General features: G+C 40.5%; 28 protein-coding genes. 1 reads left to right on the forward strand and 27 read right to left on the reverse strand.

Features of this window, described 5'->3' with window-relative positions; genetic code table 11:
- Positions 1-123: 123 nt before the first annotated feature.
- The 9 genes from C1E99_RS08020 to tmk all read right to left on the reverse strand — a co-directional run bounded on the left by C1E99_RS08020 (position 124) and on the right by tmk (position 7,019).
- Positions 124-477, reverse strand: coding sequence for an arsenate reductase family protein (locus tag C1E99_RS08020; RefSeq protein ID WP_105207204.1), 354 nt, complete (start codon positions 475-477; stop codon positions 124-126).
- Entirely contained in the window at positions 474-968 is a 495-nt protein-coding gene (locus C1E99_RS08025; RefSeq protein WP_105207205.1) for a methylated-DNA--[protein]-cysteine S-methyltransferase, read from the reverse strand. The genes C1E99_RS08020 and C1E99_RS08025 overlap by 4 nt, the downstream gene beginning before the upstream one ends.
- Before the next feature lie 2 nt (positions 969-970).
- Positions 971-2,152: a 3-phosphoglycerate dehydrogenase family protein gene (locus C1E99_RS08030; RefSeq protein WP_105207206.1), complete on the reverse strand. Its 1,182-nt coding sequence runs from the start codon at positions 2,150-2,152 to the stop codon at positions 971-973.
- Positions 2,153-2,540: 388 nt separating this feature from the next.
- Positions 2,541-3,101: a GNAT family N-acetyltransferase gene (locus tag C1E99_RS08040; RefSeq protein ID WP_105207208.1), complete on the reverse strand. Its 561-nt coding sequence runs from the start codon at positions 3,099-3,101 to the stop codon at positions 2,541-2,543.
- Complete coding sequence (gene serC / locus C1E99_RS08045; protein ID WP_105207209.1) at positions 3,101-4,192, reverse strand: 3-phosphoserine/phosphohydroxythreonine transaminase; 1,092 nt, start codon at positions 4,190-4,192, stop codon at positions 3,101-3,103. Before serC ends, C1E99_RS08040 begins: the two co-directional genes overlap by 1 nt.
- A 109-nt stretch (positions 4,193-4,301) precedes the next feature.
- Positions 4,302-5,165 (reverse strand): 16S rRNA (cytidine(1402)-2'-O)-methyltransferase, encoded by an 864-nt coding sequence (rsmI, locus tag C1E99_RS08050; protein WP_105207210.1) that lies wholly within the window; start codon positions 5,163-5,165, stop codon positions 4,302-4,304.
- A 1-nt stretch (position 5,166) separates the two neighbouring features.
- Positions 5,167-5,484: a DNA replication initiation control protein YabA gene (gene yabA / locus C1E99_RS08055; RefSeq protein WP_044763240.1), complete on the reverse strand. Its 318-nt coding sequence runs from the start codon at positions 5,482-5,484 to the stop codon at positions 5,167-5,169.
- A 15-nt stretch (positions 5,485-5,499) separates the two neighbouring features.
- On the reverse strand, positions 5,500-6,384 hold the full coding sequence (locus C1E99_RS08060; protein WP_105207211.1) for a DNA polymerase III subunit delta': 885 nt from the start codon (positions 6,382-6,384) through the stop codon (positions 5,500-5,502).
- Positions 6,381-7,019 carry a dTMP kinase gene (gene tmk, locus C1E99_RS08065; protein ID WP_105207235.1) on the reverse strand — a complete coding sequence of 213 codons (639 nt, stop codon included), beginning with the start codon at positions 7,017-7,019 and terminating at the stop codon, positions 6,381-6,383. Before tmk ends, C1E99_RS08060 begins: the two co-directional genes overlap by 4 nt.
- A 290-nt stretch (positions 7,020-7,309) precedes the next feature.
- Between tmk and C1E99_RS08070 the strand changes: the two genes are divergently transcribed.
- A complete protein-coding gene (locus C1E99_RS08070) occupies positions 7,310-8,176 on the forward strand; it encodes a YitT family protein (protein WP_105207212.1) in 867 nt (288 codons plus the stop codon).
- Positions 8,177-8,210: 34 nt separating this feature from the next.
- Here C1E99_RS08070 and C1E99_RS08075 read toward each other — a convergent pair whose 3' ends face one another.
- The 18 genes from C1E99_RS08075 to C1E99_RS08160 all read right to left on the reverse strand — a co-directional run bounded on the left by C1E99_RS08075 (position 8,211) and on the right by C1E99_RS08160 (position 24,562).
- Positions 8,211-9,482 (reverse strand): toxic anion resistance protein, encoded by a 1,272-nt coding sequence (locus C1E99_RS08075; RefSeq protein WP_105207213.1) that lies wholly within the window; start codon positions 9,480-9,482, stop codon positions 8,211-8,213.
- Between the two features lies 1 nt (position 9,483).
- Positions 9,484-10,314 carry a hypothetical protein gene (locus C1E99_RS08080; RefSeq protein WP_105207214.1) on the reverse strand — a complete coding sequence of 277 codons (831 nt, stop codon included), beginning with the start codon at positions 10,312-10,314 and terminating at the stop codon, positions 9,484-9,486.
- Positions 10,315-10,414: 100 nt separating this feature from the next.
- Positions 10,415-11,071, reverse strand: a complete 657-nt coding sequence (locus tag C1E99_RS08085; RefSeq protein ID WP_105207215.1) for a CBS domain-containing protein — start codon at positions 11,069-11,071, stop codon at positions 10,415-10,417.
- A 128-nt stretch (positions 11,072-11,199) separates the two neighbouring features.
- The gene (locus C1E99_RS08090; RefSeq protein ID WP_105207216.1) at positions 11,200-11,565 is read right to left on the reverse strand and encodes a glyoxalase; all 366 of its coding nucleotides are present in this window, start codon (positions 11,563-11,565) and stop codon (positions 11,200-11,202) included.
- A gap of 57 nt (positions 11,566-11,622) precedes the next feature.
- Positions 11,623-11,907: a LapA family protein gene (locus tag C1E99_RS08095; RefSeq protein ID WP_161951175.1), complete on the reverse strand. Its 285-nt coding sequence runs from the start codon at positions 11,905-11,907 to the stop codon at positions 11,623-11,625.
- 579 nt (positions 11,908-12,486) lie between these two features.
- A complete protein-coding gene (locus C1E99_RS08100; RefSeq protein ID WP_002937288.1) occupies positions 12,487-13,197 on the reverse strand; it encodes an ABC transporter ATP-binding protein in 711 nt (236 codons plus the stop codon).
- The gene (locus C1E99_RS08105; RefSeq protein WP_105110046.1) at positions 13,197-13,961 is read right to left on the reverse strand and encodes an ABC transporter ATP-binding protein; all 765 of its coding nucleotides are present in this window, start codon (positions 13,959-13,961) and stop codon (positions 13,197-13,199) included. The genes C1E99_RS08100 and C1E99_RS08105 overlap by 1 nt, the downstream gene beginning before the upstream one ends.
- On the reverse strand, positions 13,961-14,908 hold the full coding sequence (locus C1E99_RS08110) for a branched-chain amino acid ABC transporter permease (protein WP_105107887.1): 948 nt from the start codon (positions 14,906-14,908) through the stop codon (positions 13,961-13,963). The genes C1E99_RS08105 and C1E99_RS08110 overlap by 1 nt, the downstream gene beginning before the upstream one ends.
- A 2-nt stretch (positions 14,909-14,910) precedes the next feature.
- Entirely contained in the window at positions 14,911-15,798 is an 888-nt protein-coding gene (locus C1E99_RS08115) for a branched-chain amino acid ABC transporter permease (protein ID WP_105207218.1), read from the reverse strand.
- A gap of 164 nt (positions 15,799-15,962) precedes the next feature.
- The gene (locus C1E99_RS08120; RefSeq protein WP_105207219.1) at positions 15,963-17,135 is read right to left on the reverse strand and encodes an ABC transporter substrate-binding protein; all 1,173 of its coding nucleotides are present in this window, start codon (positions 17,133-17,135) and stop codon (positions 15,963-15,965) included.
- Positions 17,136-17,262: 127 nt separating this feature from the next.
- A complete protein-coding gene (locus C1E99_RS08125; protein WP_105207220.1) occupies positions 17,263-17,529 on the reverse strand; it encodes a DUF2129 domain-containing protein in 267 nt (88 codons plus the stop codon).
- Positions 17,530-17,606: 77 nt separating this feature from the next.
- Entirely contained in the window at positions 17,607-18,092 is a 486-nt protein-coding gene (locus tag C1E99_RS08130; protein ID WP_105107883.1) for a hypothetical protein, read from the reverse strand.
- Positions 18,093-18,215: 123 nt separating this feature from the next.
- Positions 18,216-18,806 carry an ATP-dependent Clp protease proteolytic subunit gene (locus C1E99_RS08135; RefSeq protein ID WP_014638366.1) on the reverse strand — a complete coding sequence of 197 codons (591 nt, stop codon included), beginning with the start codon at positions 18,804-18,806 and terminating at the stop codon, positions 18,216-18,218.
- A 127-nt stretch (positions 18,807-18,933) separates the two neighbouring features.
- Positions 18,934-19,563 carry a uracil phosphoribosyltransferase gene (gene upp, locus C1E99_RS08140; protein ID WP_105107882.1) on the reverse strand — a complete coding sequence of 210 codons (630 nt, stop codon included), beginning with the start codon at positions 19,561-19,563 and terminating at the stop codon, positions 18,934-18,936.
- Between the two features lie 77 nt (positions 19,564-19,640).
- Positions 19,641-21,257 carry a glycoside hydrolase family 13 protein gene (locus tag C1E99_RS08145; protein WP_105207221.1) on the reverse strand — a complete coding sequence of 539 codons (1,617 nt, stop codon included), beginning with the start codon at positions 21,255-21,257 and terminating at the stop codon, positions 19,641-19,643.
- Positions 21,258-21,330: 73 nt separating this feature from the next.
- Positions 21,331-22,779, reverse strand: a complete 1,449-nt coding sequence (gene gtfA, locus C1E99_RS08150; protein ID WP_105207222.1) for a sucrose phosphorylase — start codon at positions 22,777-22,779, stop codon at positions 21,331-21,333.
- 69 nt (positions 22,780-22,848) lie between these two features.
- Positions 22,849-23,679, reverse strand: a complete 831-nt coding sequence (locus C1E99_RS08155) for a carbohydrate ABC transporter permease (protein ID WP_009910491.1) — start codon at positions 23,677-23,679, stop codon at positions 22,849-22,851.
- A 10-nt stretch (positions 23,680-23,689) separates the two neighbouring features.
- The gene (locus C1E99_RS08160) at positions 23,690-24,562 is read right to left on the reverse strand and encodes a carbohydrate ABC transporter permease (RefSeq protein WP_161942061.1); all 873 of its coding nucleotides are present in this window, start codon (positions 24,560-24,562) and stop codon (positions 23,690-23,692) included.
- Between the last annotated feature and the right edge of the window lie 85 nt (positions 24,563-24,647).

Raw genomic sequence — 24,647 nt, forward strand, 5'->3', positions numbered from 1 at the left:
TTTTCTTTGTGTAGCATAGGAGAACCTCATAAGTCCTTTTTCTTATATTATACTCCTAAATACGAAGAAAAGCCCTTAGAAAATCAATTCTAAGGACTTTGTCTTCAGTCTGAAATCTCGGCCTTATAAGCCGAGATTTTCATATTTTGTTCGATAGCCAATCTGCAAGATTTTTCCATCCTGAATCAGCAAGGGACGCTTAATCAGCATGCCATCATTGGATAACAGTTCCAAAGCTTGATCCACCGTTAAACTGTCAAATTTATCCTTAAGACCAAGTTCACGGTAGCTATTGCCTGATGTGTTAAAATACTTTTTCAATTCAAGACCCGTTTCTTCCATCCAGGCTTTGAGCTGGTCTGCACTGGGCGGCGTTGCCTTGATGTCAATAGCTTCAAATTCCAAGCCCAAACTCTTCAACTCTGCCTTGGCCGCTCGGCAGGTCGAACATTTAGGATATTCATAAAATAATATCATTTCTTCACCTCAAAGTGTAGATTTTCATGTTGCAAGAGCCAGATTTTCTTGTCCAAGCCACCTGCATAACCTGTTAATTGTCCCTTTTGATTAAGAACACGATGACAGGGGACAATGATAGAGTAAGGATTTCGCCCAACTGCTCCACCAATTGCCTGACCAGACCGAAGACCAAGTTGCTGGGCAAGTCTTCCATAGTTGGTCGTCTGGCCATGCGGTATCTCTTTTAATAGCCGCCAGACTTTTTCCTGAAATTCCGTTCCAATAGCTTCAAGCGTCAGGCTAGAAAAATCTACATCTTGACCTGAAAAATAAGCATCTAGCAAGAGACTGGTCTGATCTAAAATAGGATGTGAGCCTAGCACAGGCTTTTCATCTAAACCACGTTCAAAAAACTTCTGGTCCTCAAACCAGACACCTCGCAAGCCTTTATCACCGGCCACTAGGGACATGGGACCAATCGGACTCTGGTAGATTGTTTTTACATACATACCTAGTTTTTATTTTTAATAACACGGACCTTGACAATAGCATCGGTCGCTTCAAAATTAGTAACCAAAGCGTCAATTTTACTCTTATCTGCCTCATCCAAATCCAGCAAGGTATAGGCATAGTCACCTTTTGACTTGTTGATGATATTATCAATGTTAATGCCCAATTCAGAAACAGCTGTAGTGATTTTAGCCACCATGTTTGGAATATTTTTATTAATCAAGGTAATACGATATGGAGCATCCAAAAATTGTTTGACATTTGGGAAATTGACGGAGTTGATGATTTCACCTGTCTCCATAAAGCGACGAATGGTCTGACCAGCCGCAATGGCACAGTTGAGCTCCGCTTCTTCTGTTGAACCACCAACGTGTGGGAAGACGATGATATTATCTTTATTCAACACTTCTTCAGTACCAAAGTCAGTGATGTAATTCTTGATAACCCCTGCTTCAATGGCTTCAAACAAATCGGCATTGTTAACCAACTCACCACGGGCAAAGTTGATTAAGGTTGTCCCTTTTTTCATTTGACCAAAACTATCCGCATTAAATAAACCACGTGTTTTGTCTGTTAAAGGAACATGAACAGAAATGTAGTCAGCATTGGTAAAGACTTCTTTCAAATCATCCACACGTTTGACGTGACTTGAGATAGTCCAAGCTGTTTCAACAGACACGTACGGATCGTAGCCAAGTACATTCATACCGAGACGGCGAGCATCGTTAGCGATGCGAGCACCGATAGCACCAAGTCCGATAACACCAAGAGTCTTACCTGAAATTTCTGTCCCTGCAAACTGCTTCTTACCTGCCTCCACTTGCTTTGGCACATCATCACCTGAAAGCGTGTTAGCCCAGGCTGTCGCTCCGATATAGTCACGAGCAGACAAGAGGATAGAAGCAAGCACTGCCTCTTTTACGGCATTGGCATTAGCACCTGGAGTATTGAAGACCACAATCCCTTTCTCAGTAGCTTCCTCAATAGGAATGTTATTGGTCCCTGCTCCCGCACGCGCAATAGCCTTGAGATTTTCAGGAAAATCAAAACCGTGCAAGTTTTCAGAACGGATGATAAAGGCATCTGGATTGACAGCATGGTCACCATCAATCTGGAAACGATTGCCCAATTCCTTCAGACCAACTTGGTTAATATTGTTAAAGGTTCGTACGCTAAATACCATTTTTCTTACCTAAAAAGGCGGAAGAGCTACCGCCTGACTTTCATTTTTATTATTTACAGTCTTATAGTTTGCTTTTAGTACTAGCTTCAAAGGTTCGGGGAACCTTTGGAGGCTGGAAATAAAGAGGCTGGGTAAAAAGTCCTGCCACACTTCTCAGAGTTCGTGTCAACATCTCAGCGCAGTGGTTGATTGGCAGATTTGTTCGTGTTTCACACTCCAAATCTGACCTAATCAACTGTGCGGGGGTGGGAAGACGAACTCTTTTTTGACCAGTCGAGTTCTTTCCCACTCCCATCAAAAGTCGCAGCTAACTTCAATAATACAGTGGAGTATTAAAGGTTGGAAATAAGGAAATGAAGTTTCCTTCGTTGATGTAATAAAAGATAAACTAGGAGACTGGGCCTAAGAGCCAACGGTCGTCTTCACTTATCTCCTGATAGAGACTGCGTTCGCTCTTGTGCTTGATTTTTTGGTAAGCTAGGCGTTCGCCGTCCAAGGGAACTTTTCCACAATAGACAAAACCTAGCTTTTCCAGAATATGCTGCATGGGCAAGTTTTTCTCATGGGTATCACAGCGGAAGTCTGGCCCCTTTTGCCCTTCGATAATCCCTTGCAGGAAGGTCTGAACCACACCCTGTCCCTGAAACTCCTTGGCTACTGCCACACGATGAATAGTGGTGTAAAGGGGATTGTTGTGCTGCCACTTGCCGTCGAAAATAGCTTCATAGGCAGCCTCTGTCCCACGAAAGACAGCCGCATAAACCGCAACCTTTCCGTCCACCAGACCAACATAGCCCTTGCCTGTTAAAATATCATCAAAAATCGTATCATGGTCAGGGTAAGCCCCTTGCCACTGGCTACTGCCAGAAGCTGCTAGAAAGGCTCTTGCCTGATCAATAATCTGACTAATAGCTGCTACTTCATTAGGATGAGCAAGACGGATTTCCATTAGGCATTCTCCGCTTCAAATTTCTTCATAAAGTCAATCAAATCAACCACACCTTGGCGTGGGAAGGCATTGTAAAGTGATGCCCGCATTCCACCAACAGAACGGTGTCCCTTGATATTCTTAAAGCCTGCCGCTGTCGCTTCTTTGACAAACTTGGCATCCAATTCCTCGCTTGGTGAAACGAATGGAATGTTGGCTACTGAACGCTCTTCTTTTTTACGGACAGGGTTGCTGTAAAAAGCTGACGCGTCAATATAGTCGTAGAGCAGACCTGCTTTTTCACGGTTGATTTTCTCCATTTCATCCACACCACCGATTTCCTTGACCCACTCAAAGACAAGTTTGGAAATGTAGATAGAGTAAGCTGGCGGCGTATTATAGAGCGATTCATTTTCTGCTTGAATGCGGTAGTCCAACATGCTTGAAAGCATTGGTTGGTCGTTGAGGAAATCCTCACGGATAATGACAACTGTCACACCAGCTGGACCAATATTCTTCTGAGCACCTGCATAAATCATAGCAAAGTCTTCTACATTGTAACGAGCTGCCAAGATGTTTGAAGACATATCACCAATAACTGGAACACCGTTGGTATCTGGAATGTCATAGACAGCTGTACCTTCAATAGTATTGTTGGTTGTCAAGTGAACATAGGCTGCACTTGGATCAATGTCATTTTTATTAAAGGTCGGCAATTCTGCATAGGTGATGTCTTCTGTTGAACCTAGCAAAATTGGTTCAAAATCAATAGTCTTAGATAGTTTCACTGCCTCTGTATAGGCTTTTTTACCCCAAGAACCACCTGCTAGATAGTAAGCTTTCTTTCCTTGAGCAAAGTTGAGCGGAATCATGGTGAATTCCAATGATGCTCCGCCTTGCAAAAACATCACCTTGTAGTTGTCAGGAATAGCCATGAGTTCACGTAGAGTTGCCTCAGCACCTTTAATAATGTCGTCGAAGTCTTTGGAGCGATGGGACATCTCCAAAACACTCATTCCCGAACCATTGTAGTCCAAGAATTCAGCTTGAGCACGTTCAAGCACTGGTTTTGGCAATACTGCAGGACCTGCAGAGAAGTTGTAGATCGTCATAAAATCCCTCCAAAAATGTAATGTGTTCATTATATCACAAATTTTCAGACTATTCCATAAAATTAACTGAATTCTAAGAAAAGATACGGAAATTAGAAAAGACTAGGCCTTAACCTAGTCCATGGTACACATCATATACTTCTTGTTTTTTGAGTTGGTAGCGTTTGGCAACTTCTTTAATGGCCTGGTTGGGCTTGCGACCTGCTGCGATTTCCTTTTCCACCTCAGCTTTTAAATCCACATCTTCTGCAGATGGCATCTCTTCTTCACCAGCACCAGCGACAATAAGCAGGCATTCTCCTTTTAGAGGGTTGTCATTCAAATAGTCTAAAACTTCTGAAATAGTGCCTCGCTGGTATTCTTCATAGAGTTTGGTCAATTCTCGCACGACTGTCACCTGGCGGTCTCCATAAACAGAAAGCATGTTTTCCAAGGTATCTGCCACCCGATAAGGAGATTCATAGAAAATCTGCGTCTCAGGATAGGCCCGTTTCTCTTGGAAAAAATCCTTTTGCTGCCCTGCTTTTCGCGGTAAAAATCCATAGAATATATGTGGTTGCGGAGCCAAGCCAGAAGCAATCAAGGCTGTAATTCCAGCGGACGCACCAGGCAATGCCACAACAGGTATGTCTTCTGCAATAGCTGCCTTTACCAAGTCATGACCTGGATCTGAGATGGAAGGCAAGCCTGCATCAGATACCTGGGCAATGGACTGACCCGACTTGAGCCAATCAATCAAGACTGGAATTTTTTCATGGGCATTGTGTTCATGAAAAGAGATTTGCCTGGTTTCAATCTCAAAATGTTTGAGCAAGAGTCCTGTATTTCGTGTGTCTTCTGCCGCAATCATATCGACATCCTTCAAGGTTTGAATAGCTCGGAAGGTCATATCTTGCAAATTTCCAATTGGAGTCGGAACCAAGAAAAGACTCCCAAAACTTGTCTGACCCTTAAATGATTTTTGTACTTTCATCTCAATCTCGATTCAATAGTTCAATACAGAACATACAAGGCTCGTCGTTATCCCTGCGTTGTCCATAAGAAAAGGTACAGATATGAAAACCATCTTCGTAAATGTTTTCCAGATTTTCCTTACCAAAATTGGAAGACTTATGCCCTGTCTTATCTTCTTTTTCAAGACGCTCTCTTAGTTTGGAATTTTCCAAACGGAGAGTCGTATTTTCGTCAATGACACCCTGTAAATGTTTCTTAATGGCATCAACTTCTGCCAAGGTCGTCAAGAGATTCTGTGAAAAATCATCAAGGGCATCAAAAATTTCTTTCTTATCCATGGTCTTCCTTTCTATTTATTTTAGTGTCACATATTCTAAACTGTTCTGTAGGCTAACATTTGCCTGCCACATGAGTTTGGCTTTCAAAACGATATCCATTTTTTCCCGTGCCAATGGCTCCATCATTTTTTCAGCCAAGAGCAAACTAAGGAGATCAAACAATCGGCCCTGCTCTGCTTTTTCCACAGCTAAAGAAACTAAGGTCCCCACTTGCAAATAAGCTTGATTTGGGTTAAGGAGGAGCAAATCAATGAACTTTTTAGACTGGCCAATTAAATCTATGAAACTTTTATTTTCTGCTAACTTCCTTGCCTCATCTTGACTGGATACCAGTCGCGCCAAAATTGTTGCATCGGATTTCAACAAGCCTTCTTCTTCCAACATGCGTTCCAGGGCTGGTAGATTTTTAGGAAAGCCAATAATCTGAGTCCGACTCTTTATGGTTGGGAGGACTGCCTCTTCCTGATTGGTCAATAGAAAAATATGAATATCCGATTGTGGTTCTTCAATCACTTTGAGAAGGGAATTAGCTGCATTTGCATGCATTTTTTCTGCATCTCGTATGATGAAAACCTGTTTACTCGATTCAAAACCAGACTGCGAAAAATTCTTGACCAATTCGCGTACCGTTTCCGTCTTGATGATATTGCCCTGAGGAGCTAGCAAGGTCACATCAGAAAATTCACCCGCTTCAATCAAGCGACATGGACGACAATTCTGGCAGGGCAAAACACCCGCTTTTTCCAGACAAAATAAAGACTGGCTCAGCAAAATCGCCATGTCATAACTGGCAAAATCACCAGAAAACAGATAGGCATGGGCCAGACGATTTTGCTCTAAAATGGTAAGAAATCGTTGAAATACGATAGGCTGTAAAGCTTTTAGTTCCTCAATCTTCATGTTCTCTCTGCAAACCGTTTCTGAATCACTGCCAAGGCATCCGCAACAACTGCTTCTAGAGGCTGACTGGCATCAATCTTGACCAAACGCTCTGGCTCTGCTTCTAAAATACTGAGATAGCCTTGCCGAACCCGTTTGTGCATATCAGCTTTTTCCATGTCCAGACGATCCACATCCCGATCTGCATTTCGAGCAATTCGAGCCAAGCCCTCTTCTGTATCGATGTCAAAATAGAGGGTCAGATCTGGTTTCAGACCATCTGTCGCAAACTGGTTGAGCCAGTTAATATCAGCCACATCCAGACCACGTCCAAATCCCTGGTAAGCAATGGAAGAATCGATAAATCGATCAATCAAAAGCAACTTACCTTCAGCCAAGGGAGGTAAGATTTTTTCTTTCAAGTGCTGGCGACGGGCTGCGATAAACAGCAACAATTCCGTCTTATCGTCCATCTCAGTATTGGCAGGATTGAGAATAATATTGCGAATCTCTTCAGCAATCGCCACTCCACCTGGTTCCCTCGTCGTCACGACCTCTGGACCAAGCTCCTGTAAGGCTGGTAACAATTCCTGCAAAACCGTTGTCTTTCCCGCACCATCAGGACCTTCAAATGTAATAAAAAAACCGTTTCTCATCATTTCCTCGTTCTTAGAACCTGTAGTCACCGTTCAGCACTTCCTTCCAATGCACGTTTTTCAGCTACTCAGCCTTATTTTTTCAAAATAAAATCAGTATCCAATGAAAAACTGCCTTAATTAGCGAAAAACTATCTCTTATATACAAACACTTTACTTGTGAATGCAGGTTCTTAGATATTCATTCCATTTTACCAAAAATTAGCCAAAAAATCACTTGAAAAATTGACTTGTATTTAAGGAGAAAATCTTTTACAATTAATATATACACCTGAATGGAGATTTTACTTATGGGACAGCTGAAAAATTGTTTACTTATTTTACTCGGTGCTGGCTTGTTTGCATTTGGCTTGAACTACTTGATCATGCCAAACAGACTATTCGAAGGCGGGGCAACTGGACTGACCTTGATTATCTACTATCTCTTTCATATACAACCCTGGATTATGAACATTATCATCAATATCCCCTTGTTCTTACTCGGTTGGAAAATTTTAGGAAAAAAGACCCTGTATCTTAGTATATTCGGTACTTTTGCCGTTACATTCTGGTTAGCAATTTTTGAAAAAATTCCATTTTCAATCCAACTCCAACAAGACCTTATCCTGGTCAGCATTCTCGGAGGAATCCTAATGGGGCTGGGCCTTGGAACCATTTTTAGGGCAGGCGGAACAACTGGCGGAAGTGATATTATTGCCCGAATAGGTCATAAATACCTACCATTTTCTATTGGACAAATCATCCTTTTTGTTGATATATTAATTTTAACATTGATCGTTATTGTCTTCAAAGACCTTCGTACCGTGCTTTATACCTTAATGATGCTGACAATTGCTTCTAGAATGATTGATTTTGTTACGGAAGGCGGTTACGGTAGCAAGGGCGTGATGATTGTTTCGCAAAAATCCGAGCAACTAGCCCAGGCAATAGATAGTGAAATTGAACGAGGGGTAACCTTTATCAAGGCCCAAGGTTTTTACAGCAAAACCAATATAAATATGATTTATTCTGTCATCTATAAGAGCCAATTACAAGAAATGAAAGAACTCATCCATCGCATCGATCCCCACGCCTTTATCACCATTACAGATGCCCGTGAGGTATTGGGGGAAGGATTTACTCTCGACAGGGATAAGAAACCACTCGAGCGACATTGAAAAACTGCAGACCAAAATATCTGCAGTTTTTGTATTATTCAGCTGGTTCAATTGGCTGTTCAGCTTCTGACTGGGCTGCTTTTCCTTGGTCTAGCAAGGCAGCAATAATTTTCTGATCACGCAATTTAACAGAATCATTAATGGTTTCTGCGGAGCGAACAATGGCTGCTTCCAACTCACGACGTTTTTGACGACCTTCGTCAATAGCCGCAATAATACCATTGTTCTGGGCGACCAAACTCTCTGCCAACTTGGTAACAGAAGCTACTGAAAGGGTAGGATTTTGTGCCGTACGTTCCATCATCGGAATGGCTTCTTTTGACGTATCCGCCAGCATTTGAAGAGCAGCATTGTTGGCATTGACAATGGCATCTGCTGTCTGACTAGATTTGATAGACTGTTGGAGGATACCCAACTGGGCAATTGACAGCTTCATTGTTGGAATGGTATTGCGGCGCAACATACCCAAACGTTGCTTCATATCCGACGAAACTTTGACAAGGTTACGCATTTGTGGTGTTGTTGTCCAGGCAACATAGAGGCGACTCATGTATTCTGAGTGTTGTTGTTCCAAGATATTGGCAACTTCCGTCACACGCGCCAGCTTTTCAGAAGCAACTTGATAGTCTACCGTAGTTGGTTGCAGACCTGACAAGCGTTCCTGCTCTGCTTTTGCTCGCTGGGCAGCCTCTTGACCAGTCGCTTCAATAAAGGCAATCACTCCGACTAAGTTCTCAATTGACTTGGTATTGTTCTCAATCAAGAGCTCTGCAGACACGATGTTGCGGGACAGGACTTCCTCTTGCTTGACCACGCTGGCCGCCATGCTGTCCATTTTCTTTTCAATGGTCTGCGAATCAAAGTAAAATTCCTGCAAGTCATTTTTTGTCTGCTTAAACAAGCGTTGGAAGAAACCTGGTTTCTTTTCTAATTCAGCAGTTGTCGAAATGTCCTTGTACTTGGCCACAAAACCATTCAATTCACGGTTGGTATTGGCCAACAGCTCATCCACCTGTGGAATTTCTATCTTTTTCTGCTCAGACAGAATGTGGTTGACCGTTGCATTGACTTCTTCCACGGCTTCCTTACCGAAGTCCAAGAGAGCATTCTGGTTGGCCAAGAAATTATCTACCAATTGCGGTGCCTTGGCCCGAATGCCTGTCTGTTGTTCTGGTGTCAACTGTGCCAAAAAAGATACCTTGGTCGAATCTCCAGCAGGTGTTGCTTGAATGATCTCTGTGGTCTTGTCCTTGGTCGACAAACTATTGTTGGCAATTTGATCAATATCGAAATTAAATCCTGACATTTTATCCCTCTTTCTTCTTCATCATGCGCAGGCTGATTTCAAAATCCTGCATATCTGCTTCGTTAAATTGTTTAATGGTATCGTCCAAATCCCTGTCAAAGGTTTCCAGAGCCAGCTTGGCCTGGGCAAGGCGCTCCTCTGCATTGAAATAATCTTTTGGAGATTCCTTAATTTTCAAATAACCTTGTAAAATATCCCTAAAGCGGCTCATATTGGCTTCATGAATAGCTGTCAACTCTTCCCGCTTATCCGCTGCATTTTCAAGTTTTTCTAGAATAACCTGATTGTCCCTTTGAATATTGCAATAGGTTTCAAGAATTTCAGAAGCCAATTCCGAAATTCGTTTTTGTTCGTCCCAGGTTTCATCTTGATAGGCTTCAACAGAATCCACCACTTCATCTTCATCAACAGATCCAGTAAATGTTGAAGTTTTTTCAGGTATTTTCAATTGATACTTGAGTTGCAAGGTATCAACAATTTCCTTGCTTTGATAGGCATCCAAGTACTTGCCATTCTTTTGATACAATTGGTCTAATTCAAATAATTCTCCTAAGATGCGACTACGCAAGCTTAAAACTGCTTTATCTTCACCATTTTCCGCCAACAATTGCTGGTGTTTTTCAAAACCAGACCGAATACTGAGTTGGAGGGTCTGCAAACGGTTGATTTTATCCCCATGCAAAAAACGGTTGATATTGTCACGATTAAAAAGAGCACCAAGAATTGGTAATAATACTCGTCCCAATCCCTTCAGCAAGCCCAAAACGAGGACAAGCAGGATACTTTCAATATCGTCATCTCGTCTGTACTTCTTATAATTCTTATATCCCATACTTCCTCCTCTTGTAATCCCTTTTATTATACCATATTACCGATTTTTCTAATCAAAAATTATCAATGAATAGAAAGAAAAAGTCGAGTAAACCCGACTTTTAGATATTCTTTGCAACTGTTGGTACCAAGCTATCAATTTGCAATCCAGCCCCTTCAAATAGTGACCGAACTTCCTCGATATCTACCTTACCATCAATTTGAACTTCAATCACAACCTTGCCAGACGTGGTTGCAAGTTGGACTGTTGACACAATATTGTATTCCTTATCAGCTACCAGACGGATGATCTTCTCTAATTCTCCTGCCTTATTGTCAACGAGGAAACGAGCACGCACACCCTCTTCACCATAGCCTGAAACATTGAGAAAGGCTGCAAAAACATCTCGGTCAGTAATGACACCGTAAAGCTGACCATTATCCACAACTGGTAAGATACCAACCTTGTTTTTATACATGAGGTAAACAGCATCTTCAAGACTTGCATAGCCTGAAACGGTGATGACATTTTTAATCATGACATCCTTAACCTTAGTCTTATTTAGCAGATAGTTCATCTCATAAATGGATAGGCTCGTTGCCTTAGATGGGCTTGCTTCTGCAATAGTTCCTTCTGTTACCAAGCCAACTAGTTTGTCATTTTCAATAACAGGTAGACGGTGCAAACCTTGTTCGCGCATCAAATCAGCCGCATGAGCAATGGTCGTATCTGGTGAAATGTAAACAACCTTACGAGTCATAAAATCTTTAACTGACATAGGATTTCCTCCTTCGAAATTTCATACCTTATTATATCACAAATCCGAAAACGATTTCAATATGTTGTGAAAAGAAATGAAAATCAGCGATAAAAAACCGCTGATTGTTCCACATATAACTATTTCTATTACCCTTTTACAGCAAAGTAATGACCACTTGGGCTAGCAAAGTTAAAGTTAGGGAATGGTTCCGCATTGACTGGACTGCAGGTATCTGTCAAACCAGCGATGCGTTCTTGAAGACCTTCAATATCGTCTGTTTCAAACAAGATACTTGGCTTCATATCGATCACCTCTGGTGATACTTGGCGAATAAATTCGTTAGCATAGACAGTAATAGTCGTAGTTGCTTCTGGATGTGGCTTCATATCAAAAGTTTCATAGCCCATCATCTCAGCTTCATTGAAGATTGTGAAACCAGCAGCGCTCCAAAAAGCCTTCTCAGCAGCAACATCATCCACATAAAACATCAATCCAAATTCTTTGGTAAACATCATTTCTCCTTATCATTTCAATGTGGTCTATACATAATTCCACATAATTAACTCAATCTATTTTATCTTATCAGCATTTTCTTCAGTTTGCAAAACTGGGATTTCTGATAATTCCTTTTTCAAATTCTTAATCTCACTTTTCAATGACATATTCTTAGTCAATCCAAGTAAATATTGAATGAACATACCAATCAAGAGCGAGCCAATTATCACCAAAATCAAGGGCATTCTAAATTGTCCAAATAAATAATTGACCACAACTACCTGACGATTTGTCAATGAAAGAACAACCGTCAAAAGTATGATGAGCACTATACCAATTAGCGATAACTTCTGTTTCATTCTATCTCCTTTTCTACTATGACAGTCTAGCATATGTAGGTTTGAATGGCAAGGAAGTCAACTTCCACGATGGAGAATAGAAATATAATACCCAAAAGATTGTCATCCGCAACATCCAATTTCACTACTAAAACAGCCTAATCTTGATATAAAGAAAAACACCTGCTGGAGTTTCCCATTTCTAACCTAAAAGGCCCAGAAATGAATAAATGGGAAGACCGTCTGCCGACGGTCCCTATTTCCAACTTAAAATGAGGCGTCAGCCTCGAGGGACAAACTAGCAACTTGCGTTACTGGTTTTCCTATTTCCCGATTAAAACAGCCTATCCGTAGATAAAGAAAAACGCCTGCCGGCGTTTCTTATCTCCAACTTAAAACGTGGGGTAACCCATTTATAAAGAAAACCGCTTACCAGCGGTTCTCATTTCCGACCTAAAAAGGTCCCCCGGACCTTGATATAAAGAAAAACGCCTGCCGGCGTTTCCCATTTCCAACCTAAAACGTGGGGTAACCGACTTATAAAGAAAACCGCTTACCAGCGGTTCTCATTTCCAACCTAAAAAGGTCCCCCGGACCTTTTTAGCCACCCAGATATGCTTTTTTGACTTCTTCTGAGGCGAGGAGTTCTTTTCCTGTTCCTGAGAGGACAACTTTTCCTGTTTCTAGTACGTATCCGCGGTCTGCGATGGCAAGGGCTTTGTTGGCGTTTTGTTCAATCAATAGAACGGTTGTTCCTTGTTTTTGGATATCTTGGATAATATCAAAAATTTCTTGAATGAAGATTGGCGCCAAGCCCATTGATGGCTCGTCAAGGAGCAAGAGTTTTGGTTGGCTCATCAATGCACGTCCCATTGCTAACATCTGCTGCTCACCACCTGAAAGGGTAGCAGCATCTTGGTTCTTACGTTCTTCTAAACGTGGGAAGCGTGCGAAGATTTTTTTCAAGTTGGCTTGGTTTTCTTCACGGTTGTTGCGAAGAAAGGCACCCATTTCTAAGTTTTCCATAACAGTCAAGCCTGCAAAGACATGTCGGCCTTCTGGAACTTGTGACAAACCGTCCGCAACGATTTTACGAGCAGGTACTTTTTGAATTTCATTTCCAAGGAAAGAAATCGTTCCAGCTGATGGACGAACAAGTCCTGAAATGGTACGAAGGATAGAGGTTTTACCAGCACCATTGGCACCGATCAAGGTTACAACTTCCCCCTCGTTGACCTCGAAACTGACATCTTTTACAGCCTCGATAACGCCATAGTTGACGGAAAGATTTTTAACTTCTAACATTGCCATTATGCTTCACCTCCAAGGTAGGCTTCAATTACACGCTTATTATTACGGATTTCTTCAGGAGTACCATGGGCAATCAAACGACCGTATTCCAATACATAAATACGTTCCGTTACTTCCATAACCAAGCTCATATCGTGCTCAATCAAGATGATGGTAATACCAAACTCTTCCTTAATTTTACGGATGAGTTGGGTCAATTCTGCCGTTTCCTGTGGGTTCATACCAGCCGCTGGCTCATCCAAGAAAAGAATTTTTGGCTCGGTCGCAAGGGCACGAACGATTTCCAAACGACGTTGTTGTCCGTATGGAAGGTTCTTAGCCAGCGTATCCGCATCACCATCCAAATCAAAGATTTTCAAGAGCTCAATGGCTTTGTTTTTTAATTCTTCTTCATTTTTATAGAAAGCAGGAAGGCGAAGGAAACTTGCTAAGACTTCTGCTTTTCCATGGTTACCAAGACCAATCAAGACATTTTCCAAAACTGTCATATTTTTAAACAAACGAATGTTTTGGAAGGTACGACCAAGACCAAGGGAGGCAATCTTTGAAGGAGCCTTTCCATTTAATACAGTACCTGCAAGAGAAATTGTTCCCTCACTTGGCTCATAAACGCCTGTCAAGAGGTTGAAAAGGGTTGTCTTACCTGCACCGTTTGGTCCAATCAAGCCGACCAATTCACCCTCATGAAGTTCCATGGTCACATCACCAACGGCAGTCAAACCACCGAAGTTCTTGGTTAAATTTTTTACTTCAAGTAATGCCATTACTTAACCTCCTTCTTCTTGAGTAGAGCTGCCACACTAAATTCTTTGGTTCCTAACAAACCACCCGGACGGAAGATCATCAAGAGAATCAATGCCAATGAGTAGATAATCATTGAAATATCTGAATAGCTCTTGAGAAATACGTTGAGAATTCCAAGGACAATTGCTGCCACAAATGTACCTGTGATGGATCCTAATCCACCTAATACAATGATAATCAAAACGTTAACAGAAGTCATGAAAGCAAAGTCCTTAGGGACAATTGTTCCAACATAACCCGCATGGAGTCCGCCAGCGATAGCCGCTGTCATAGCACCAAATACAAAAGCTGAAACTTTCATGAAAGTCGGATTAACACCAACTGACTCAGCAGCAATTTCATCTTCACGAACCGAAATAGTTGCACGTCCCATTGGACTACGCAAGAAGTTCACAGTAAGGAGTGTTGTGATAATGACAAATACATAAACCAGCTGCCAGTTCGTAAATAATGGAATGGACATGATACCAGCAGCGCCGTTTGTAACAGTTCCACCATTGATGATCAAAATACGGATAATTTCAGCAACACCAAGGGTCGCAATGGCAAGGTAGTCACCTTTCAAACGAAGGGTTGGCAGACCAACCAAGAGGGCAACAGCACCCGCAACCAACATACCAACAAGCAAGGCAATTGCAAAACCACCATAAGATGGCATCATTTTCCCAAGGATACCCACTGCGTAGGCACCAATAGCCATGAATCCAGCATGTCCAAGTGAAAATTGACCTGAAAAACCGACAATCAAGTTTAAGCCGACAGCCAAGATAATTTGAATACCGATTTGTTGTACAATTTGAACATAGTAAAAATTCAAAATCCCAGCCGAAACAAGTCCCTGAATGATTCCAAAGCCAGCTAATAAGATTGCCAACCAAATTGCATTAACTTTTAAATTTTGCTTCATGGTTACACCTTCTCTTTCACATTTTTACCAAGAATACCACTTGGACGAACAAGGAGGATGATGATCAATACAGCATAAACAATGGCATCACGGAAAGTATCCAATCCGATTACATATGTAAATGTCTCGATAATACCAATGACAAATCCACCAAGTGCTGCACCAGGAATAATTCCGATACCACCTAAAACTGCCGCTACGAAAGCTTTCAAACCAGGAGTCATTCCCATGAAAGGTTCGATTTGGTTGTAATAAAGTCCAAGTAGGACACCTGCAGCTCCCGCAAGGGCTGATCCAAGTGCAAATGTGAAGCTGATGGTACGGTTTACGTTAATCCCCATCAACTGAGCTGCATCACTGTCAACAGAAACCGCACGCATAGCTTTACCCATTTTTGTACGTTTTACAATTAATTGCAGCGCAACCATCAAGGCAAGCGATACACCCAAGATAATCAACTGGATGTTGGTTACAGATACTGGTCCAAGGTTGAAGTTCACCGATTCAATTGCTTGTGGAAACGCCTTAACATCCGCAGTAAATAATTTTACCATTGAATATTCAAGGAAGAAGGACACACCGATAGCCGTAATCAAAGCTGCAATACGCGTTGAATTTCGCAAAGGACGATAGGCCAAGAATTCAATGACCACACCAAGAGTAGCTGTTCCAACCATTGCTAAGATTAGGGCAACAAAGAAACGTGTGCCGCCATCCTCAATGAAAGTAAGGTTATTTAATAAGAAATACCCCATGAATGCACCCATCATATAAAGGTCTCCGTGGGCAAAGTTAATGAGTTTGATAATTCCGTATACCATGGTATAACCAAGGGCCAAGAGGGCATATACAGAACCTAAAATCAAACCATTGACAAGTTGTTGAAGCATTAGGTTCACCAATCTTTCTAAATATTTTCAAGCTCAATAAGCATTGTTACATTATACAAAATTTTCTGAAAATAAGCAAGTTACTTGATATTTTTTAATAATTCCTAAACGTTTTCAAACTTGGTAAAAACGCAGAGAAGGCTGGATAAACCAGCCCCCCTCGATTATTCTGAAATTGATACAGTATCAACTGAAGATTGCTTACCGTCTGTCAAACCTACTACATAAACAGATTTAACCACGTTATGCTCAGCATCGATAGACATAGTACCTGTTACACCTTCGAAATCTTTCAAAGCTGCAAGGTTGTCTTTGAGTGCTTTAGAATCAGCTGCACCTTCTGCTGCTTTAGCTGCCATGTAAACTGAGTCGTATGCAAGTGCAGAGAACATTGATGGCTCTTCATTGTATTCTTTCTTATATGCATCGTAAAACGCTTGTGCTTTCTCGCTAGCTGATGTTACGAATGCTGAAAGATAGTATACATTAGATGCTGCTGAAGCTGTTGCCAATTCAGTAAATTGTGGTGAGTCGAAACCGTCAGAACCAAGAATTGGTTGATTCAAGCCAAGTCCACGAGCTTGTTTCACAATTGTACCTGTTTCGTTGTAGTAACCAGGCATGATGATGGCATCAAACTCAGCATCTTTCAATTTAGTCAAAGCTGCTTGGAAGTCTTTATCTCCTGAAGCAAATGTGATTTCAGAAACAATCTCACCAGTGTAAGCTTTCTTGAAAGCTTCTGCTACACCCTTACCATAGTCAGAAGAGTTGTCATAGTAAAGAACAACTTTCTTAGCTGACATGTTTTCTGTCGCATACTTAGCCATAATTTGACCTTGGTATCCATCAGTAAATGTTGCACGGAAGAAATAATCTTGAACTTCACCTTTGTCATTTACTACAAGGTTTGTTTGCGTACCTGAAGGTGAGATCATTGGAATACCAGCTGAAGTTAATGCAGGGATAGATGCTGCTGAAGCACCAGATGTTGCAGGTCCAATGACAAGGTTTACACCTTCACTTGCCAAGCTAGTAGCAACAGAAGCTGCTTCTGCTGTTTCAGACTTGTTGTCTTTTGTAACAACTTCAATTTGCTTCCCATCAATACCACCTGCTGCATTGATTTCTTTCACAGCCAAGTTAGCACCTTTTTCTTCAGTTTGTCCGTATGAAGATACAGCACCTGACAACTCTAAGTTGTAACCAATTTTAAATGTATCACCAACACTTGAACCAGTTGCTGAAGAATTAGTTGTTGAAACAGTACCACATGCTGCAAGTAATGCTGCAGATGCAAATGTAGCAAGAGCTACTGCAAATTTTCTTGTTTTCATGAAAACTCCTTAAATCTTTCTTAAATTTTGCGATGTATCTAATATACTGAATTATCAGAAAATTGTCAACAAAAAAAGAAAAAATTTTTAAAAAAGCAAAAACAGGCCAGTTAGCCTGTTCAAATCTTTACAGTGTTGTCTCTTCTTCTCGCCACAAATTACCTACAAAATTTCGGTCAATTTCTTTTATGTAAGAAGGAACTACTTTTTTGACAAACTTTTCCTTCTTTAGTTTAGAGATAATTTCTTCCTGTTGGTCTTGATTGATATATACAGATACATATCGCAATCGTTTGGAATGGTAAATCATATCACCATATTGACTGAGTTTCCGTGCATCCCGGTTATAGTGTAAATAGATGGTTAAACATGTGCGTAATTGTTTCTCAAACATGATTTCCTCAAATTTCATTAATAAGTATTCTAGTACAAGTATACCAAAAAAGCATGACAGTTGTCATGCCTCTAAAGTTATTTTTTATTCAACGCTTCAATTAGTCGATCAGTATTTGCTGTATTATTTGTATTATTGTAGCGACGTTGAATCAAACTTTCAATCGTTCCTTTACAAGACAGTAAGTTCTCTTTTTCAAATACAACAGCATTAACTGTATATGAACCACCTGATGTGAAATTAAGAGTAAGATAGGTTTGGAACGAACTAAGTACTGTCAATACACCATAGGCAGCTAGTACCAATCCTCCCACAAAAGAGTTCCCTATCATATTAAAGCCCAAAATCGTAAAAATTACTCCCCAAATAAATGATTTGAAATCGAGTCTAAATGAATCGTCAACAGTTGCAATTTGTTCAACTGGGATTGTTCTATTTTTAGTTCCTAAAGGAATAACTTTCAAAATTGTATTTGGATTAGAAACCTTTACAAAGTCACCCTCCAGCATAACAGTAGCTTTCAAATAGAAAGTTAGATATGATACAATAAATGATTGTTTCATAGTAAATCTCCTTAATATTTTTACTCCTTCATTATACCCCCCCCCCCCGAACATTTTTGTCAAGGTTTTTTTGATAAATTTCTAAAAAAATATTGCAACAAGTACATGTTGCAATATTTTAAACTATTTCACTTTCGTATTGTCCATAATTTGGTCAATAAATCCGTATGCTAATGTTTCTTCAGCTGTCATCCAGTAATCGCGTTCGGCATCCTTGTGGATTTGTTTCACTGTTTTACCTGAATTGTCAGCCAAGATTTTTTCCAATTTGTTACGGGTTTTGAGCAAGTGTTCTGCTGCAATGGCCATATCCGTTTGCTGAGTACCGCCACCAGTTCCGCCCATTGGCTGGTGAATCATGTATTCTGCATTTGGCAACATGAAACGTTTGCCTTTCGCACCACTTGATGCAATGATGGTTCCCATGCTGGCTGCTGTTCCCATAACGATGGTTTGAACATCAGCTTTAATGAAATTCATCGTGTCTACAATGGCAAGACCTGCTGACACAGAACCTCCTGGTGTATTGACATAAAGATAAATATCCTTAGTCGGATCTTGGGCATCAAGGAAAAGCAATTGGGCAATGATTGAGTTTGCCATGTTATCCTCAACTGGTCCTGTCAACATGATAATACGGTCTTTCAAAAGGCGTGAGTAAATATCATAAGAACGCTCACCACGGCTAGTTTGTTCAATAACTACTGGAATCATACGAATCCTCCTTCATTTCAATAACAAGTATGAACCCATTATATAGAATTAGTCAAAATTGGTCAAATAAAAAACACGATTTTCACATGTGAAAAAAGAAACCAGCAAACTGATTCCTTTCTATCAATTATTTTGTACCGAACAAGCGGTCACCAGCATCACCAAGACCTGGTACAATATAGCCTTTTTCATTGAGTTTTTCATCCAAAGCTGCTGTGTAGATATCAATATCTGGATGAGCTTCTTGAAGAGCTTTCACACCTTCTGGAGCTGAAACAAGAGCTACGAATTTAATGTTAGAAGCTCCGCGTTTTTTCAATGAATCCACTGCAAGGATAGCTGAACCACCAGTCGCCAACATTGGATCAACTACCAAAATATGGCGTTGGTCAATATCTTCAGGTAATTTTACGAGGTACTCGACTGGTTGAAGTGTCTCTTCATCACGGTACATACCAATATGACCAACCTTTGCAGCCGGCACAAGGCTAAGCAAACCGTCAACCATACCTACTCCTGCACGAAGAATTGGTACAATGGCCAATTTTTTACCGGCAATTTGTTTTTGAACTGTTTTCGTAATTGGTGTTTCAATCTCCACATCTTCCAGTGGCAAGTCACGCAAAACTTCGTAACCCATTAGCATTGCGATTTCATTTACCAACTCACGAAAATCCTTAGTAGAAGTCGATGTGCGACGAAGGATTGACAACTTATGCTGAATGAGTGGGTGTGAAATGACTTGGAATTTACCCATGATGATAAAACCTCTCTTTTTTGTTTTTTCCATTTTACCAAAAATTCATGAAAAAAGCATGGGAAAAGAAAAGGAATTTATTTTTTGAGAACGATTGCCTCATATGGTCTTAATATTTGTCTATCCAAAAATGCAGCTTCATCGTAGTTATGCATAAACAAGGAATACTCTTCGCTTGATACGTCAAATGCTTGCTCTTCACTTGTGAAATTGACTAAAATAATGAAATCATCCTGTTCATCATATTTACGATAAGCCATTACCAATTCGTTCCCTGTCTCAATCACTTCATATTTTCCTTCAGACATACAAGGATACTCTTTCCGAAGAGCGATTAATTTTTGATAGGTGTAGAAAAGTGATTGTTTGTCTGCAAGTGCTTTTTCAACGTTGATGTCTTTGGCAGTATCTCCCAAAGCCAGCCAGGCTTGACCTGTACTGAAGCCCGCTCCTTCTGCTCCTGTCCATTGCATTGGACGGCGAGCATTATCACGGCCTTTGGCATTTATAGCAGTAATCAATTCCTCCTTGGTGAAGCCATTTTCAATCCGTTCTGCATACATGCGGCGTGTTTCAATATCATCCGCTTGGCTAATATCCGTAATCGGTGTATTAATCATACCGATTTCCTCACCTTGGTATATATAAGGTGTCCCTGACATAAAATGAAGATAAAAAGCCAACATTTTTCCGCTTAGTTCACGAAATGCAGGTCGATCATCACCGAAGCGAGAAATGGCACGAGGTAAATCGTGATTATTCCAGAAAAGCGAGTTCCAGCCTTTACCAACCAGTTCAGTCTGCCATTTGGATAGAACCTTATGCAAACGTGCTGGATCAAGTGGTGCCAAATCCCACTTTTCTTTCCCTTCCTGCTGATCAAGTCCTACATGTTCAAATTGGAAAATCATCGAAAATTCTTTTCGATCAGGATGCGAATATAACTGAGCATTTTCTGGATTGGCACTCCAGGTTTCCCCAACAGTCACTAAGTCGTAAGCACCAAAGGTTTTCTCATTTAATTCCTGAATAAGAGGATGGAGAGTTGGTCCATCGGCTGTAATTAATTTTTCCGGTTCTTTTCCAATCAAATCAATTACATCTAGCCTGAAACCACCGACACCTTTTTCAATCCAAAAATTGATCATATCCCAGATTTCTTGTTTCAGAGCAGGATTTTTCCAGTTCAGATCTGGTTGCTTAACAGAGAATTGGTGGAGATAGTATTTGTTCAGATGTGGAACGTATTCCCAAGCAGAGCCTGAGAAGGTCGAGCGTAATCCATTCGGCTCGTCAGCCCAAACATAATAGTCATAATAGGGATTATCTGGTCCTTTGAGGGCTTCTTGAAACCAAAAATGTTCATCTGAGGTATGATTGAGCACCAAATCCATGATTATTTTGATATTGCGTTTATGGCCTTCTGCAATCAGCTCTTCCATATCTTCCATGGTCCCAAATTCTGGAGCAATTCCTTGGTAATCACTGATGTCGTAACCATTGTCATCCATGGGGGACTGATAAACAGGACTAAGCCAAATAGCATCAATTCCAAGCTCGTGAAGATAATCTAATCTGCTGATAATCCCTCGAATATCTCCAATTCCATCTCCATTTGAATCTTGAAAACTACGAGGGTAAATTTGGTAAATGACGGACTTCTTCCACCAGTCTGTTTTTTGTATTTCTGGCATTTGATTGATCCTTTCTGTACAATCTAATTTAGGCAAGAAAAAGGGGAAGCCCCCCTCTTTCTATATAATCATATTACAACTCAATTGTAGTCATTTTGCCCTCTTCTATTTCAACAATTTCGAAGGATTTTTCTTTTAGGTTAGCTGTTAGGCGAGCAGACACCCCTGCATCTTGATTATCCCAGAAAATTTCCATACTTGTTTCATCCAGCATCTTAACGGAGAACTCTCCGTCGAAAGCTGGACTTGTATTGCGGAATTTAAGGAGTTTGAATAAGGATTGTACCACAGGTCGTTGTACTTCCTGCTCAATTTCTTCTAAATCATAGTAATGGCGATTGATATTGCGTCCTTCTTTACTTGATTCTAAAAGTTCAATATCATTTTCACCTGCAAGTAAACCAACATAGTAAATTTGTGGAATACCTGGTGCAAAACATTGGAGAACACGCGCTAATAGGTAAGCTTGATCGTTATTGCCAAGGGCAGAATAATAAGTACAGTTAATCTGATAAATATCCAAATTATTGTAAGCTTCAGTGCTATAAATTTTCTTGACATTTGCACCTTGTGCATACAAGGCTTCACGCGTTTCCTCTGTCTCCTCATCCGTCAGCAAATCCTTAACGTCTACAACACCGATTCCATCATGTGTATCTAGGGTTGTAAATTGCTTGCGAGGGCAAATCTCCATCCAGTGAACCAGGCGATTGACATGACCAGAATACAAAGCGTGGAGAACCAGCATTGGCAAGGCAAAGTCATAAACATAATAATCTTGTTCAGCAATTTTTTGCTGAATTGTATAATGTTCATGGATTTCAGGCAAGATTTCCACATCTTTTGGTGCCAATAACTGACGTGGAAAATGGAGCATTTCCCAAATATCAGGCTCCACAAAGAAACAGTTGGTTCCGATTTTTTTATTGGCATAAGCAAAGGCGTCCAAACGAATAATCGAAGCACCATGCTCTGCCAACTGTTCCAAATTTTCTTGGATGAAACGACGGGTTGTCTCCGTTGTCACATCCAAGTCAATCTGTTGCTCATCAAAGGTACACCAAACCTTCTCTTCACTACCATCAGCAAATGTTGCAATTCGATATGGAGCGCGAGGTTTACGCTTATAGATCAAATCAACATCTTCTTGCGTTGGCTCACCATTTGGCCAAAAGTTTTTATAGCGAATAAACAAATCCGCATAAGCTGATTCATCTTTCTTTTCAAGAAAATCAAGGAAATACGGTGACTTGGCTGAAATATGATTGATCATAAAATCGAACATCAGATAGTAGTCCTTACTCAATACTTCAATATCTGACCAATCTCCAAATGCAGGGTCCACCTTTGTATAATCCATTGGCGCAAACCCACGGTCACCTGATGATGGGAAAAACGGCAGTATATGGATACCTCCCACAACATCCTTTAATGGTCCCTCAAGAACTTTTTTCAAATCCTTGAGATTCTTGCCTAAACTATCAGAATAGGTAATCAACATAGCTTGGTTTTTAATTTTCATCGATATTCTCCTTTGTAAGCCTTTTCTTTTTTATTTTTTAGAAAAGGTTGAACAAGTCAACCTTTGTAATTATTTGACAGAACCACTTGTCATACCTGAAATAATATGTTTCTGGAAGACAAGGTATACCAATAAGATTGGGATAATCCCCACCACATAGGATGCAAATGATGGACCATAGTCACTAAAATACATACCTTGGTAATTGTATTGGAAAAGAGGTAAAGTCCACATGCTTTGATCACGGTTCAATACTAGTAAAGGCAAGAGGAAATCGTTCCAGACCCAGAGGGCATTGATAATCAAAACAGTTGCATGCATGGGTTTCATGAGAGGGAAAATGATTTTCCAATACATAGTAAATTTATCACAGCCATCAATAGCTGCCGCCTCATCCATTTCTTCAGGAACAATTGTCTTAATATAGCCGACATAGAGGAAGAGGGCCTGAGGAACTGCATAGGTCAAATATAGAATAATCAAACCGACAATATTGTTCAAACCAAGGCTTGACATTAATTTGGTCATTGGGAGCATAATCACTTGGAAAGGTACAAAAATCCCAATAATCAAGAAAAAGTAGATAAAGTTAAACACTGTCTGGCGTTTCATTTGACGGGCTACGGCGAAGGCTGCCATTGGAATAACAAGTAGAATCAAGCCAACAGCTACAATCGTAATCAAAGCAGAATTGCCAAAATATTGTACAATCCCATCATTAAACAAGCGTTCGTAGTTATTTAAGGTGAAATTTTCAGGAAGACCAAAGAAGTTGCTCGTGATTTCCTTGGTTGGTTTGAATGAGCTGATAATGGTCACGAGTAGCGGAATAAACATGAAGAGAATACCGCTGAAAAGCACGAGATAAACCCACCAATTTTTCTGTTTTTGAGTATTCATGTCTGTCCTCCTAAATTTCAAATTTCTTCGAAATTCTCATCTGAATTAATGAGATGACAATAATGAAGATGAAGAGTACTACAGCCAAAGCATTGGCATAAGAGAATTTATTATCTACAAAGGCATAGTTGTAAACGAGTAAACCCAAAGATTCTGTTTTGCCGTCTGGGCCACCACTTGTCAGTGCAAAGATAAGGTCAAATGCTGTCAAACCTGACTTCATTGCCAAGATGAAAACCATACTGATAGATGGTAATAAGAATGGAAGTTCAATATTAAAGAATTGTTGAGAGCGTGTTGCACCATCGATTGCAGCCGCTTCTTTCACATCTTCTGGAATACTTTGTAACCCAGACAAGAAGATGATGACTGGCATCGCCAATCCCTGCCAGAGAGCCACAAAAAGTACAGCTGGAATAACAGTATTTTCTTGTACCAATAAGTTTTCCATCAACCAATCGATATGAAGGATTTCTCCAATTTGTGTGAAACCATAGTTGAACAATTGGACAAAAATCAAGCCTAAAGTAACGGTTGAAAGAACTGCTGGGAAGAAATACCAGGTTCTAAAGAAACCAACAGCTTTAATCTTACGATTAAGGAGACTAGCCAACCAAATCCCTATAACAATTTCTCCAATGACCAAACCAATGGTGAAGATAATGGTAAAAGTCATAGACGTATAAAAATCAGGATTCTTCAAGATATCTAGATAGTTTTGAATGCCAATCAAGCTGAAATCTGATGTCAATCCATTCCAATCCGTCAGACTATAATAGATTCCCGTTAATAAGGGATTGAAGAAAAAGATTAACTGTAGACCAATTGGTATGGCAACAAATAGATAGGGCCAATATTTGGCAATAAAACCTTTTTGATTCATCATGATACTCCTTTTTTCTAAAATATAGTTGCTTAGGGTCAGTTTGAATGGAGTGGTTAGGGGGATTCAAACCAACCCTAAGCAA

Origin of the sequence: Streptococcus suis (assembly GCF_002964045.1) — a bacterium.
Classification (GTDB): domain Bacteria; phylum Bacillota; class Bacilli; order Lactobacillales; family Streptococcaceae; genus Streptococcus; species Streptococcus suis_U.

Bases quoted from the DNA above. Each gene is read 5' to 3' on its own strand.
- C1E99_RS08095 (WP_161951175.1), bottom strand. From the start codon at position 11,907: ATGAAACAGAAGTTATCGCTAATTGGTATAGTGCTCATCATACTTTTG.
- C1E99_RS08085 (WP_105207215.1), bottom strand. From the start codon at position 11,071: ATGTCAGTTAAAGATTTTATGACTCGTAAGGTTGTTTACATTTCACCA.
- gtfA (WP_105207222.1), bottom strand. From the start codon at position 22,779: ATGAAAATTAAAAACCAAGCTATGTTGATTACCTATTCTGATAGTTTA.
- C1E99_RS08160 (WP_161942061.1), bottom strand. From the start codon at position 24,562: ATGAATCAAAAAGGTTTTATTGCCAAATATTGGCCCTATCTATTTGTT.
- tmk (WP_105207235.1), bottom strand. From the start codon at position 7,019: ATGAGAAACGGTTTTTTTATTACATTTGAAGGTCCTGATGGTGCGGGA.
- C1E99_RS08025 (WP_105207205.1), bottom strand. From the start codon at position 968: ATGTATGTAAAAACAATCTACCAGAGTCCGATTGGTCCCATGTCCCTA.
- C1E99_RS08075 (WP_105207213.1), bottom strand. From the start codon at position 9,482: ATGTCAGGATTTAATTTCGATATTGATCAAATTGCCAACAATAGTTTG.
- C1E99_RS08105 (WP_105110046.1), bottom strand. From the start codon at position 13,961: ATGGCATTACTTGAAGTAAAAAATTTAACCAAGAACTTCGGTGGTTTG.
- C1E99_RS08130 (WP_105107883.1), bottom strand. From the start codon at position 18,092: ATGAAACAATCATTTATTGTATCATATCTAACTTTCTATTTGAAAGCT.
- C1E99_RS08040 (WP_105207208.1), bottom strand. From the start codon at position 3,101: ATGGAAATCCGTCTTGCTCATCCTAATGAAGTAGCAGCTATTAGTCAG.
- C1E99_RS08135 (WP_014638366.1), bottom strand. From the start codon at position 18,806: ATGATTCCAGTAGTTATTGAACAAACTAGCCGTGGTGAGCGTTCTTAT.
- C1E99_RS08120 (WP_105207219.1), bottom strand. From the start codon at position 17,135: ATGAAAACAAGAAAATTTGCAGTAGCTCTTGCTACATTTGCATCTGCA.
- upp (WP_105107882.1), bottom strand. From the start codon at position 19,563: ATGGGTAAATTCCAAGTCATTTCACACCCACTCATTCAGCATAAGTTG.
- C1E99_RS08090 (WP_105207216.1), bottom strand. From the start codon at position 11,565: ATGTTTACCAAAGAATTTGGATTGATGTTTTATGTGGATGATGTTGCT.
- C1E99_RS08020 (WP_105207204.1), bottom strand. From the start codon at position 477: ATGATATTATTTTATGAATATCCTAAATGTTCGACCTGCCGAGCGGCC.
- C1E99_RS08080 (WP_105207214.1), bottom strand. From the start codon at position 10,314: ATGGGATATAAGAATTATAAGAAGTACAGACGAGATGACGATATTGAA.
- rsmI (WP_105207210.1), bottom strand. From the start codon at position 5,165: ATGAAAGTACAAAAATCATTTAAGGGTCAGACAAGTTTTGGGAGTCTT.
- serC (WP_105207209.1), bottom strand. From the start codon at position 4,192: ATGACGATCTACAACTTCTCTGCAGGTCCTGCAGTATTGCCAAAACCA.
- C1E99_RS08115 (WP_105207218.1), bottom strand. From the start codon at position 15,798: ATGCTTCAACAACTTGTCAATGGTTTGATTTTAGGTTCTGTATATGCC.
- C1E99_RS08100 (WP_002937288.1), bottom strand. From the start codon at position 13,197: ATGGCAATGTTAGAAGTTAAAAATCTTTCCGTCAACTATGGCGTTATC.
- C1E99_RS08030 (WP_105207206.1), bottom strand. From the start codon at position 2,152: ATGGTATTTAGCGTACGAACCTTTAACAATATTAACCAAGTTGGTCTG.
- C1E99_RS08110 (WP_105107887.1), bottom strand. From the start codon at position 14,908: ATGAAGCAAAATTTAAAAGTTAATGCAATTTGGTTGGCAATCTTATTA.
- C1E99_RS08155 (WP_009910491.1), bottom strand. From the start codon at position 23,679: ATGAATACTCAAAAACAGAAAAATTGGTGGGTTTATCTCGTGCTTTTC.
- C1E99_RS08125 (WP_105207220.1), bottom strand. From the start codon at position 17,529: ATGTTTGAGAAACAATTACGCACATGTTTAACCATCTATTTACACTAT.
- yabA (WP_044763240.1), bottom strand. From the start codon at position 5,484: ATGGATAAGAAAGAAATTTTTGATGCCCTTGATGATTTTTCACAGAAT.
- C1E99_RS08145 (WP_105207221.1), bottom strand. From the start codon at position 21,257: ATGCCAGAAATACAAAAAACAGACTGGTGGAAGAAGTCCGTCATTTAC.
- C1E99_RS08070 (WP_105207212.1), top strand. From the start codon at position 7,310: ATGGGACAGCTGAAAAATTGTTTACTTATTTTACTCGGTGCTGGCTTG.
- C1E99_RS08060 (WP_105207211.1), bottom strand. From the start codon at position 6,384: ATGAAGATTGAGGAACTAAAAGCTTTACAGCCTATCGTATTTCAACGA.